Origin of the sequence: Metabacillus sp. Hm71 (assembly GCF_051842955.2) — a bacterium.
Classification (GTDB): Bacteria; Bacillota; Bacilli; order Bacillales; family Bacillaceae; genus Metabacillus.
On sequence record NZ_CM200278.1, the window covers coordinates 2828953 to 2841088 of the forward strand.

Below are 12136 nucleotides of genomic sequence, written 5' to 3' on the forward strand. Positions count from 1 at the left end.
TTATCATGATTTCATCGACTGTTTATGAATAATATTAACCATGATGGACATTCTGCAAAAGGAGCAGTTATAGTTCTTTAGTAGAAATAATTATTAGAATCATGTTATAGTTTTGATATTAAAATCTTAGAGGGTGTTAACATGTATTATGTTGTTTTAGATCTTGGCTGTGCAGAATGTGGAGAAAGCTCTAATATACTTGGTATTTTTACAACACTAGAAGCAGCTAAAAAAGCTCAAGAAGAATATAAGGAAAAGAACCGCTTAGATGAATATTCAGATCATGAATTTTTTATCTATAAAATCGATCAACTTAATAAAATTTATCATAATAGTTTTGAACATCTTGCTGAATAAATGAAACAAATATCCCCTTTGATCATATAGTGTATAAAAAGGGGTATTTTTATGGAAAAATACTATTGCTCAAACTGTATGTTGCTCAATGATGAGAATGAGGCTTGTTTACATTGCGGGAGTAAAGAATTAAAACAGATTTCGATAAGTGTCCATAATCAGAACTCAAAATATATCGTAGAAGAGTAATTGACAGTGACCTTTCGCTGTCATTTTTGCTTAAATAAGAAAAGAATTCAGGCTTTCGCTATTTGAAAAGGCGATAAGCCATTTTTATCATCAATCATCTATTGCAATGCTTGTTCGCTTATTAATACGGTCAGCATTTTTAGCAATTTTTATTTCTAAAATGCCATTATTGAAGATGGCATGGATGTCTTTATCTTCAATCACAATGGGGAGCGTGATTTTCCTTATTATGTCTTCTGAAGCTTGTTCGTTATGATTCGGGTCTTTTTCAGAACGAACGGTTATCATAATTTTTTCTTTTACAGCAGTGATGTGAATATCTTCTTTTTTCTTTTCTCTAAGCTCTGCTTCAATGATAAACTCCTCACTAGTTTCAAAAAGATCGACGCGAAATGTGTGCTCATCCAGTAAGCTTGTGAATGGATCAATAAAAAATTGTGTCATCCATTCTTCAATCCCATTAATATTCATTGGATTTGAACACTTTCTAATATTCATTTAAATTGACCTCCATAGAACGGAAACTTCTAGAATGTAATGAACCCCTTTAAACTATAAGGTATTCAAGATTGATTTTTTGGTGAAAGCAATTCGTCCTATTAAAAATCAATTTGATATAAATGAACAAAAAAGAGGCTCTCTAAGCCTCTACATGTCATGTCCTTGATTATGCTTTTGGCGCGTATGATTCGCATTTTTAACCTTTTTTGATCCATCTAGCGGTTCCGGTTGTCCTGGATTATCTCCTTTTGGTGCATTTTTACGCATATCCTTGCTAGTGTTTTTGTTTGTCATATTACCCCTCCATATAACTTAAAACATTATTTTGCTTTTACTAAATAATTACTGGCCGCCATATACTTTAATTAAAATCATGGCTATTTTCGTAAACTTTGTTGCTATTGAACAAGGTTTAGGACAGGTTGATTTTCGCTCCAGGTTGCTCGCTTTCTGCGGGGCGGGTGCTGAGCCACCTCGTCTTACAACCTGTGGGGTCTCACCAGTCCCGCTCCAATCAACCTAAAATAGTTTTGTGCATAAAACCTATTTTAGGTATCAGTGGGTTTTTACTGAACTGTTAATAATATGCTTCACATTTCTCGATTTTATGAGTGAAATTTCCTGTAATTAAGAATCTTACGTATTTTCGCTTCAGATGTTCGTCTTTAAACGGTAATAAATTCATTGCATAGTAAGGAGAATTTTAGTATGAAAATTAAATGGTTTGGACATTCTACTTTTTTGCTAACTTCTGAAGGGGGGATTAGGGTTCTCATTGATCCATATTATCGCTTCATTCGCTACCGAATGCCGATAGTTGAATCAGATATAGTTGCCATTACCCATCAACATTTTGATCATAATAAAATTCAAGCTGCAACAGGTGATTACTTGCTTGTAAACGAGCCAAAGGAATACATTCGCGATGATGTAAAAATTAGTGGATTTAGGACATTTCACGACAAGATAAATGGTAAGAAGAGAGGTCCCAATATTTTATATCGTTTGCAAATGAACGGTCTAACCATCTGCCATTGTGGGGATTTAGGCCATCTATTAACTGAAGAACTAGTGAATGAAATTGGAAAAGTAGACATTCTTATCATCCCTGTAGGAGGTACATTTACGATTAATGCACGAGAAGCTACTCAAGTAATGCGCCAATTAAATCCTACTTTAACTATTCCTATGCACTATAGAACAAAGGCATTGTCGGTTGTTGGCTTGATGTTTTCAAAGGTAGATAAGTTTCTTCAGATATCTGGACAGCGAATAATCGAAGTGAAGACATTGGAAATTTCCAAAGAAAATCTTTCTGAATATGCCGGTGTTGTAACTATGCTGTATGAATGAAGTAAGGATAAGCCTTTTAGTATGTGGTTACTGAATTTTTCATTGACATTAACGATTTTTAAATGTTTTAATGAAGTTAACAATATATGGAAGGGTGAAAGCGTACATGATTCAATAATCCGAACTTAGAATAGTCGATATCAAATACTTTCTATGTCCAGTGGATTTATGGTTCCTGTGATATATCGATTATTATTTCTGAGGTAGGATTACGATCATGTCCTTTAGCTTGTGTAAGAAGAAGTCTGTTTAATGGAGTACTTTTTCGATACCAGGTATTTTACATTGACTCCTGCCTCAGAAATGAGTCCAGGAGTTTTTTGTTTGCAAAGAGATTTTAGGAGGAGTTAGGCATGAATATAGAAATAAAAGAAATTGCATTAGAACGTTCTAATTCAGCTCCCTATGGCATTGCAACAGATGATAAGGGAAATGTGTGGATTACTCAACATAAAGCCAATAAAATAAGTTGTTTAGATAAATCTGGTCTTATAAGGGAATTTAGCATACCTACACCAGACGCCCAAGTATTAAGTTTAACTGTAGGTTCTAATGATGAGATATGGTTTACAGAACATAAAGGCAATAAATTGGGGAGAATTTCAAAGCAAGGCAACATAGAAGAATTTCCGCTGCCCCAACCAAATTCAGCTCCATATGGTATTGCAAAAGGATTAAACGGAGATATTTGGTTTACAGAAATGAACGGGAATCGAATAGGTAAAATAACTTTGAGCGGATCGATCTACGAATATGAATTACCGACAGAAGGTGCTTTTCCATCTTTTATTGTTTTAGGAAATGATGGAGCGATGTGGTTCACTGAAAATCAAAACAATGCCATTGGACGAATTTCCTCATCAGGAGAAGTAATTGAATTTGCTTTACCAACTTTAAATTCAGGACCAGTGGGAATAACGAATGGTCCTGATCAAGCCCTTTGGTTTGTAGAGATTTTAAATAATAAGGTAGGTCGTATTACGTTATCAGGTGAAATAACTGAATATGAAATTCCAACAGTAAATGCCCGCCCTCATGCCATAACAACTGGCTTAGATGGTTCATTATGGTTTACTGAGTGGGGAGCAAATCAAATAGGACGTTTCTCCCTTGTTGATAGGCAAATAACCGAATATAAAATCCCTACCCCACAAGCTGAGCCACATGGTATTACTTGTGATAAAAATGGGAAAGTTTGGTTTGCTTTAGAGTGTAATAAATTAGGTCATATATAAAAATATTTTTAGTGTCCAAGAAATAAAATCATTAGTTTACTGGAGTTTAATTATGTTAACTAATGGTTTCTTTTCTGTAAATTTTTAGTATCATTCTTATTCATCGGTGAATATTAATTTCCAATTAAGACATACTAACAGATGGTTTTATCCATCTTAACGGGCAGTAATCCCCCTTTAAGGTTCAAGTGAAGCTAAGAATAAGAAGATAAGAGGGAGATAAATGTCCGTAAGGATCCGACGAAGGACAGGATGTCCAAGGAAGGCAAAGCCACATGATGTTGGGGCTTTGAGCTTGATAAGTTTTTCTAACCATCAGGAGGGATGAGAAAACCACCATTGATGGAAGTCTCACTTTATACTTGCGATGAAAGGAATGTGTGAAGTTTATGCCATATAATAAGGACAAGCAACAAGCTTTTCAAGCTGCGCAGCAAGGGGCAACTGAAGCAATTGATGCGTATCAAAATATTGTCAAAGAAAGTCCAGATTACGGGAGACAGCTTAAGCATTTAACAGAAGAAGTAAATGAAGCCTATCAACAAATTAATAATGCGCTTGAAAATGCATCAGAAACACAAAGAAAGCGTCTGGAACAATACCAAAACGATCTTGAAAAAATTGTTAATGAATTAAATCTAGACAATATATAAGCAAAAACGACGGGGGGACCGTCGTTTTTTGTCAGTAAATTAATAACATTATATTCTATTGATTTTTTTTACGCTTTTTATTATTTTGTCTTTGTGCAGCTGTCAGTGGTTCATTTTGGAGTTCTTCATTATATCCTGCACCTATTCCTTGTGCACTCGCATCATTCATTCCGACCCGAATGTGATTCGCTTTGCGTTTTGCCATAAGTTCTTCACCCCCTACAAGAACTATCATGTCTCAAGAAGTTGAGATCCATTCAGATGCTTGGCATAAAAAGAAAAGGGGCCAAAAAATTTAGAAAAAATTTAAAAGATTTCGATGCTATTTAGTTAAAAATTTGATATAGTAAAAAAGTAAAACTAGTACGCTTTCATAAGAGAAACTTATACATATCAATAACATCATTGTTATTTACTTATGTTACTAGTTGTATTAAGATTGAATTGTGTGAAATTTAAAAAATGGAGTACCATCCTTCGACAAGAGTCGATCTTGATCTTACTAAGGGGGAGAAAGCAAAATGACTAATCAAGTTACTACTAAACAAGATGCTTTCCAAGCACGTAAAAGCTTTACGGTTAATGGAAAGACGTACAACTACTATTCCTTACAAGCATTAGAAGATGCAGGAATTGGTAATGTTTCGCGCTTACCATATTCAGTAAAGGTTCTTTTGGAATCTGTGTTACGTCAAGTAGACGGCAGAGTTATTACAAAAGAACATGTTGAAAATTTAGCGAAGTGGGGAACTGCTGAGCAAAAGGATATCGATGTTCCATTTAAACCATCTCGCGTTATTCTGCAAGACTTCACAGGTGTACCTGCTGTCGTTGACTTAGCATCACTTCGTAAGGCAATGGCTGACATGGGTGGAGATCCTGATAAAATCAATCCTGAGATTCCAGTTGACCTTGTAGTTGACCACTCTGTACAGGTTGACAAAGCAGGAACTCCTGATGCGTTACAGTTTAACATGGATCTTGAATTTGAACGTAATAGCGAGCGTTATAAATTCCTAAGCTGGGCACAAAAATCATTTGATAACTATCGTGCTGTTCCACCAGCAACAGGAATTGTTCACCAAGTAAACTTAGAGTATTTAGCAAGTGTTGTTCATGCTGTAGAAAATGAAAACGGTGAATTTGAAACATTCCCAGATTCATTAGTAGGTACTGACTCACATACAACCATGATCAACGGTATCGGTGTTCTTGGTTGGGGTGTCGGCGGTATCGAGGCAGAAGCAGGTATGCTAGGACAGCCTTCATACTTCCCAGTGCCGGAAGTAATTGGTGTTAAATTAACTGGTGAGCTGCCAAATGGTACAACGGCTACAGACTTAGCGTTAAAAGTAACACAAGTATTACGTCAGCAAGGTGTTGTTGGCAAATTTGTAGAGTTTTTTGGTCCTGGTGTAGCACAGCTGCCACTTGCCGACCGTGCAACAATTGCAAACATGGCACCTGAATATGGTGCAACTTGCGGTTTCTTCCCGGTTGATGAAGAAGCACTTAATTATATGCGTTTAACTGGCCGCGATGAAGAGCATATCCAAGTAGTTGGAGAGTATTGCAAAGCGAACGGTTTATTCTTTACGCCTGAAAACGAAGATCCGACATTCACAAAGGTTGTAGAAATTGACCTTTCTGAAATCGAAGCAAACCTTTCTGGTCCTAAACGTCCACAGGATTTAATTCCTCTTTCAATGATGAAGGATAAATTCCATGAGCATTTAGCAGCACCAGCTGGTAACCAAGGCTTTGGTTTAGAACCTACTGAAATCAATAAAGAAATCACTGTGAAATTTAAAAACGGTGAAGAAACAAAAATGAAAACAGGTGCAATTGCAATCGCTGCGATTACAAGCTGTACAAATACATCTAATCCTTACGTATTAGTAGCTGCAGGTCTTGTTGCGAAAAAAGCTGTTGAATTAGGACTTGAAGTCCCTAAATATGTAAAAACATCATTAGCACCTGGTTCAAAAGTTGTAACAGGATACCTAGAAAACTCTGGTCTTCTTCCACATTTAGAAAAGCTAGGCTTTAACCTTGTCGGATATGGTTGTACAACATGTATCGGTAACTCTGGTCCGCTTGCTGAAGAAATCGAAGAAGCTGTTGCTGCGAACGATTTATTAGTAACATCCGTTTTATCTGGTAACCGTAACTTTGAAGGACGTATTCACCCGCTAGTTAAAGGTAACTACCTTGCATCACCACCATTAGTTGTGGCTTACGCATTAGCTGGAACAGTAGATATCGATCTTCAAAATGATTCATTAGGTAAAGATAAAAACGGAAATGATGTATTCTTTAAAGACATCTGGCCAGGAACAGACGAAATTAACGAAGTTGTTAATCAAACTGTTACACCTGAGCTATTTAGAAAAGAATATGAGCAAGTATTTGATGATAATGCTCGTTGGAATGAAATTGAAACAACAGATGAGGCGTTATATGTTTGGGATGAAAAATCAACTTACATTCAAAACCCTCCATTCTTCGAAGGTTTAACTGCAGAACCTGGTAAAGTTGAAGCGTTAAAAGACCTTCGTGTTGTTGCAAAATTCGGTGATTCCGTAACAACTGACCATATTTCACCTGCTGGATCAATTGGTAAAGATACACCTGCGGGCCGTTACCTGCAAGAAAATGGTGTAACACCAAGAGAGTTTAACTCTTATGGTTCTCGTCGCGGTAATCACGAAGTAATGATGAGAGGTACATTTGCCAATATCCGAATCAAAAACCAAATTGCGCCTGGTACAGAAGGCGGCTACACAACTTACTGGCCAACTGGTGAAGTAAAATCAATCTATGATGCATGCATGGATTATAAACAAGATGGTACAGGATTGGTTGTATTAGCTGGTAAAGATTACGGTATGGGAAGCTCTCGTGACTGGGCAGCTAAAGGAACAAACCTTCTTGGCATCAAAACAGTTATCGCGGAAAGCTTCGAGCGTATTCACCGCAGTAACTTAGTACTAATGGGTGTTCTTCCACTTCAATTTAAAGATGGAGAAAACGCAGAAGTGCTAGGATTAACTGGAAAAGAAACCATTGAAGTTGCTATTGACGAAACAGTTAAACCACGTGACTTCGTGAAAGTGACTGCTACAGATGAAGCTGGAAACAAAAAAGAATTTGAAGTATTAGTTCGTTTCGACAGTGAAGTTGAAATTGATTACTACCGTCATGGCGGAATTCTTCAAATGGTATTACGTGATAAATTACAAGCGTAACATTGTAAAAAGGAACGGGATCCCGTTCCTTTTTGTATTGAAAACTTTTGTGTCTAATCCGCAAACAAAAAGCATCATGCATTGTTCTTTCTAAAGTTCCATGCTTTAATAGAGAAAGGGATGATTTTAAGGAGATTAAGCAACATGTTTGACGCTTTTCAAATAGGACCGTTTACGGTTCAGTATTTTTATACCATTGTCCTATTCACATTTTTAATTACATATTATCTGATAGACGTGTTATTGAAGGAATCCACGACAAAACAGTTTATTATAAAGCATTATTGGACGGTTGTTTTGATCTTATTTTTTTCATATAAATTTAGCATTGTTTTGTTTCGGCCTGAGCTCCTGTTGACAAATCAATGGATATACTTTACTGGTGGTCAAAAAGGGATTTATTTAGGGGTTGTCATTAGTATCGTATATTTAGCAGTGGCAGTAAAAAAGGAACATCTTTCGATAAAAAAGTTTAGTATCTCGATTCTCATTGTAATAATTAGCTATATTTTACTATATCATCTAATAAAAATTGTAGTATTGTCTTTTGTTTAGGAGGTCTTGTCTTACATATGAAGAAAATATTAGCTATTTCGATCTTAGTATTTCTTGTTGGATATGCGATTTATTATGCTATAAATCCAAGCAATGTGAAGGTCGGTGTGACAGAAGGCAATGCTGCACCAGATTTTGAATTAACAACACTGGATGGAGAAAAAGTGAGTTTGTCCAGTCTGCAGGGGAAAAAGGTCATCCTTAATTTTTGGGCAACATGGTGTCCACCATGCCGCTCTGAAATGCCCGATATGGAGAAGATTCACAATGAATTTAATGAAGATGTTGTTATTGCAGCAGTCAATCTGACAAGTTCCGAAAAAAACATCGAAACGGTTGAAAGTTTTGTAAAAGAATTGAATTTATCATTCCCTGTATTATTGGATAAAAACGGGGAAATTAATAAGCAATTTGAAGTGTTATCATACCCTACTTCTTATATAATAGATGAAAAGGGAGTCATTACATCAAAATTTGTAGGTGCTATGACCTATGATCAAATGAAAGACCTGCTTGATCTAGAGTGAAGACTTAAGGCCAAATGTCTTAAGTCTTTTTTATTTTTTTAAATAATGTACTAAATTTTTTGAAAATTGGGCATCCTTTTATTAACATAAGCGGAGGTGAGATTAATGAGAAAAAATAAAAAAAGAACATTTGAGGAGTTAGTTTTAGAAAATAAGCAACAGCTTTTAAAAGATCAGGAGGCTCTCGATAGAATCGAGGAACGGTGGGAGCAAAAGATGCTTAGGAAATTAGATTAACAAGCTTTACTAGTCATTTATCGCCTTTTTTATGGGCATTCTATCCGTTGAGGAGGCGATAGTGATGACAAACCAAAATGATACACAAAGTCATTTTAATCCTAACCATATTGGAACAAAACCGCGTGGATTTGGTGGTAATAAAGGCAAAAAAATGCAAGATACTTCTGGAAAACATGCACAAGTTATCCAAACTAAAGGTGAGTAACTCTTATCTTACGCAAAAAATGTGTTTAAAAATCCCTTCAATATAGCAGACTAAAATTGTTATTTCATAAGCTAACACGAAAGGAAGGATTTTAAAATGGCAAACCAAAACCGTCCAAATCCAGACGATCGCTCAGACAACGTAGAAAAATTACAAAGCATGGTTCAAAACACAATTGAAAACATTGAAGAAGCACAAGATACTCTGCAATTTGCTTCACCTGAAGAACGGGAAAGAATTGAAGCGAAAAACGCTCGTCGTGAAGAAAGCATTCATGCATTGCGTGAAGAAATTAAGGATGAAGCACAAGCGCGTGAAAAAGGATATCGCAATGATCAACAATAAATCAGGCTTTTGCCTGGTTTATTTTTTTCTAAAATGGAAAGTAAGAATTGCTAATATTACATCAATTTGTGCCATAAGTCTTTTTCATTCAGGCATTTCGCTTTCTATGATATGATTGTTAGATAGATGAAAATTGCTTTACATAGCTATTAAGGGCAGCAAGGAGAGAATGACATGCTTGTATCAAAAAAAGAAATCGAAATTAGGTATGCTGAAACAGATCAAATGGGTGTGGTTTATCATGCCAATTATTTAATTTGGATGGAAGTAGGCAGGACAAAATTAATTCAAGACCTTGGGTTTTCTTATGCTGAGATGGAGAAGGATGGAATTATTTCTCCCGTCATCGATATCGAAATTTCTTATAAAAAACCAATGCGTTATGGAGAAACAGCGATGATTCATACATGGATAGAAGAATACAACGGGATGAAGAGTGTCTATGGCTATGAAATTTATACACCATCAGGAGAATTGGCTGTACAAGCTAAATCAAGCCATGTATGTGTTCATAAAGATACGTTTCGACCAGTGAAGTTTCGTAAGCTCTATCCTGAATGGCATGAAGCATATGAAAAGGCGAAGAAATAATGGCTTTTGGAATCTCACGAAAAGAATTAGTCAAATGGAAGGATGAAGTTTCACGTGGTGAAATTTCTTTTTTAACTCATTTTTGGCTGGATGACCGGTTTCCGAATTTACATTGTGTCACAAAGGCTGGTTGCAGTGATATTGAAAAATTAGCAACCTGGGGTGCACAATTCGGGCTAAAAAAGGAATGGATTCACTACAATGATCACTACCCGCATTTTGATTTGCTAGGTGAAACCCAGCTGCATATTTTAAAACACTATGGGCTGGAAGATCATATTCAACGTTTTAAATTACAAAATAAAAATTAGCGAAAGGTCAAAAGCTTACACGATTAGCGGCTTTTGACCTTATTTTTATCCAATAACATTATTGTTCGATATAAGTAAAGGACGGCTCGTTTACTTCCTCATCTAATTCCACACGGAGACTATGGTTGTCAAAGTACCAAAGATCGCGATTTTCCACGAAAAAAGTAATCCCATTTAACTCTACACTTGCTCCGATTTCTTCAGGCTGCTGTTTTGCTACACCAAGGGAAAAGCCTTTTTGAACATTGCTGCATCCGCCATACCGAACAAAAAATTGAACCATATCACCTTTTTGCAGCTGTAATTCCTCTATATACCAGTTTGCAGCTTTATCATCAATGATCATTTCCATTTTCAACACTCCTCTTGTTAACCTGCGAAGATTTTTATGCTTTAAAAACAGCTGAAAATAAAAGCTGCTTTTCTAATTATAATATAGAACGAAGAATAGGACCATGATTGTACTTGGTTTGATATGTAAAGTTTTTGTGAAATATAAAAAACCACTATAAGTGGTCTTTTATTACGAAAAGTTAAACCCATTTTGAGGACTCAATTTATAACCATTTAACTTTCGGTTCAGTTTTATCGATAATTCGTTTTATATTTGCTCGATGTCGATATATAACAAATAGGGTTAAGAGCGTAATCACAATAATTAAAGGAATATCCCTTGTAAATAGGCTGTAAATGATGCCATAGACACCTGCAAGCATTGATGATAATGACACATATTTTGTAATGTAGAGAACAAGGAAAAAGAATGCTAGCATGGTTATAAACAAGAGCGGTACATATAGCAGGAGTACACCGCCTGAAGTAGCTACCGCTTTTCCGCCTTTAAATTTTGCGAAAATAGGATATGTATGTCCGATTACGGCAAAAATACCGACTAACAGCGGGCTTAATTCACTATTAAGTAAACCAGGCAAAGCTGCTGCTAGTGTACCTTTTAGGATGTCTGCACTGGTAACAATCAACCCGGCTTTAACTCCAAGTGTACGGAAAGTATTGGTTCCCCCTAAATTTCCGCTTCCATGCTCACGAATATCGACTCCATATCCAAGCTTGCCCACAATGAGTCCAGAAGGAATCGATCCTAGTAGATACGCTAAAATAAAAATAATCGCTTCAATCATATAAGTGCTCCTTTGTATAATCTTCTTTTATTCTATCATGGAGGAAGAGAAAAACTCTATGAGAGAATAAAAAATTTAAAAAACATCTTTGGCTTTAAATAGTATTGGAGGGATTTGCACTTTCAATACAGGATAAAACAAAGAAGCTTTGTATACACTTTATAAAGAAAAACAGCCATTTTATTTGTATGTCAAGGAAGCACTTGCTATTATGAAGGTAAAGGAGTTGGATGAAAATGGCGATTGAAAATCCATCAAGGCAGGAAATTGGAGAGATCTTAAAAAACAGTAAAACCATTGCCGTTGTCGGCTTATCAGATAATCCAGAACGCACATCTTATATGGTCAGTAAGGCGATGATGGATGCCGGGTATGATATTATTCCAGTAAATCCTACCGTAGACGAAGTGCTGGGAAAGAAAGCGGTCGCTTCTTTAAAAGAAATTGGTGGACATGTGGATATTGTCAATGTGTTCCGCCGTTCTGAGTATTTACTGGATGTGGCAAAAGAATTTTTAGAAATTGATGCCGATGTTTATTGGGCACAATTAGGTCTAGAGAACGAAGAAGCATATGATTTGTTAAAAAAGAATCAAAAAACCGTTATTATGAATCGTTGTATTAAGGTTGAGCACGCAATGACGAAATAAAAGAATGTGATCATTTTTAGAAAAATCCTTGTAAAAA

General features: G+C 35.9%; 18 protein-coding genes. 13 read left to right on the forward strand and 5 right to left on the reverse strand.

What is annotated here, in order from left to right; translation table 11 throughout:
* Window positions 1-141: 141 nt before the first annotated feature.
* Complete coding sequence (locus tag ACSVDH_RS13765; RefSeq protein WP_299090734.1) at window positions 142-357, forward strand: hypothetical protein; 216 nt, start codon at window positions 142-144, stop codon at window positions 355-357.
* 279 nt (window positions 358-636) lie between these two features.
* Here the strand turns inward: ACSVDH_RS13765 and ACSVDH_RS13770 are convergent, their stop codons facing one another.
* Window positions 637-1044, reverse strand: a complete 408-nt coding sequence (locus tag ACSVDH_RS13770) for an Hsp20/alpha crystallin family protein (protein ID WP_439252124.1) — start codon at window positions 1042-1044, stop codon at window positions 637-639.
* 150 nt (window positions 1045-1194) lie between these two features.
* Entirely contained in the window at window positions 1195-1341 is a 147-nt protein-coding gene (locus ACSVDH_RS13775) for a small acid-soluble spore protein P (RefSeq protein ID WP_299090730.1), read from the reverse strand.
* A 414-nt stretch (window positions 1342-1755) separates the two neighbouring features.
* Here ACSVDH_RS13775 and ACSVDH_RS13780 point away from each other — a divergent pair, with 414 nt between their 5' ends.
* From ACSVDH_RS13780 to ACSVDH_RS13790, 3 genes are all read left to right on the forward strand, one after another.
* Window positions 1756-2400, forward strand: coding sequence for an MBL fold metallo-hydrolase (locus ACSVDH_RS13780; protein WP_439252123.1), 645 nt, complete (start codon window positions 1756-1758; stop codon window positions 2398-2400).
* A 353-nt stretch (window positions 2401-2753) separates the two neighbouring features.
* On the forward strand, window positions 2754-3635 hold the full coding sequence (locus ACSVDH_RS13785) for a Vgb family protein (protein ID WP_439252122.1): 882 nt from the start codon (window positions 2754-2756) through the stop codon (window positions 3633-3635).
* Window positions 3636-4024: 389 nt separating this feature from the next.
* On the forward strand, window positions 4025-4288 hold the full coding sequence (locus ACSVDH_RS13790) for a hypothetical protein (RefSeq protein ID WP_299090724.1): 264 nt from the start codon (window positions 4025-4027) through the stop codon (window positions 4286-4288).
* A gap of 55 nt (window positions 4289-4343) precedes the next feature.
* Here the strand turns inward: ACSVDH_RS13790 and sspO are convergent, their stop codons facing one another.
* Entirely contained in the window at window positions 4344-4493 is a 150-nt protein-coding gene (sspO, locus tag ACSVDH_RS13795) for a small acid-soluble spore protein SspO (RefSeq protein ID WP_299090722.1), read from the reverse strand.
* A 316-nt stretch (window positions 4494-4809) separates the two neighbouring features.
* On the opposite strand from sspO, the gene acnA reads away from it, so the two are divergent.
* The 8 genes from acnA (at window position 4810) to ACSVDH_RS13835 (ending at window position 10310) form a co-directional block, all read left to right on the forward strand.
* Entirely contained in the window at window positions 4810-7536 is a 2727-nt protein-coding gene (acnA, locus tag ACSVDH_RS13800) for an aconitate hydratase AcnA (protein WP_439252121.1), read from the forward strand.
* 144 nt (window positions 7537-7680) lie between these two features.
* The gene (locus ACSVDH_RS13805) at window positions 7681-8091 is read left to right on the forward strand and encodes a hypothetical protein (RefSeq protein ID WP_439252120.1); all 411 of its coding nucleotides are present in this window, start codon (window positions 7681-7683) and stop codon (window positions 8089-8091) included.
* A gap of 17 nt (window positions 8092-8108) precedes the next feature.
* Window positions 8109-8618 carry a TlpA family protein disulfide reductase gene (locus tag ACSVDH_RS13810; RefSeq protein ID WP_439252119.1) on the forward strand — a complete coding sequence of 170 codons (510 nt, stop codon included), beginning with the start codon at window positions 8109-8111 and terminating at the stop codon, window positions 8616-8618.
* A gap of 105 nt (window positions 8619-8723) precedes the next feature.
* Window positions 8724-8855, forward strand: coding sequence for an FbpB family small basic protein (locus ACSVDH_RS13815; RefSeq protein WP_439252118.1), 132 nt, complete (start codon window positions 8724-8726; stop codon window positions 8853-8855).
* Between the two features lie 64 nt (window positions 8856-8919).
* Window positions 8920-9063, forward strand: coding sequence for an acid-soluble spore protein N (locus tag ACSVDH_RS13820; RefSeq protein ID WP_299090714.1), 144 nt, complete (start codon window positions 8920-8922; stop codon window positions 9061-9063).
* Between the two features lie 96 nt (window positions 9064-9159).
* Complete coding sequence (tlp, locus tag ACSVDH_RS13825) at window positions 9160-9408, forward strand: small acid-soluble spore protein Tlp (RefSeq protein WP_299090712.1); 249 nt, start codon at window positions 9160-9162, stop codon at window positions 9406-9408.
* 174 nt (window positions 9409-9582) lie between these two features.
* Window positions 9583-9999 (forward strand): acyl-CoA thioesterase, encoded by a 417-nt coding sequence (locus tag ACSVDH_RS13830; protein WP_299090711.1) that lies wholly within the window; start codon window positions 9583-9585, stop codon window positions 9997-9999.
* On the forward strand, window positions 9999-10310 hold the full coding sequence (locus ACSVDH_RS13835) for a hypothetical protein (RefSeq protein WP_299090708.1): 312 nt from the start codon (window positions 9999-10001) through the stop codon (window positions 10308-10310). The genes ACSVDH_RS13830 and ACSVDH_RS13835 overlap by 1 nt, the downstream gene beginning before the upstream one ends.
* Window positions 10311-10368: 58 nt before the next feature.
* Here the strand turns inward: ACSVDH_RS13835 and ACSVDH_RS13840 are convergent, their stop codons facing one another.
* Window positions 10369-10662 (reverse strand): HesB/YadR/YfhF family protein, encoded by a 294-nt coding sequence (locus ACSVDH_RS13840; protein WP_439252117.1) that lies wholly within the window; start codon window positions 10660-10662, stop codon window positions 10369-10371.
* A gap of 205 nt (window positions 10663-10867) precedes the next feature.
* Window positions 10868-11449, reverse strand: a complete 582-nt coding sequence (plsY, locus tag ACSVDH_RS13845) for a glycerol-3-phosphate 1-O-acyltransferase PlsY (RefSeq protein WP_299090703.1) — start codon at window positions 11447-11449, stop codon at window positions 10868-10870.
* 236 nt (window positions 11450-11685) lie between these two features.
* Between plsY and ACSVDH_RS13850 the strand changes: the two genes are divergently transcribed.
* Window positions 11686-12099, forward strand: coding sequence for a CoA-binding protein (locus ACSVDH_RS13850; protein ID WP_299090700.1), 414 nt, complete (start codon window positions 11686-11688; stop codon window positions 12097-12099).
* Window positions 12100-12136: the final 37 nt, after the last annotated feature.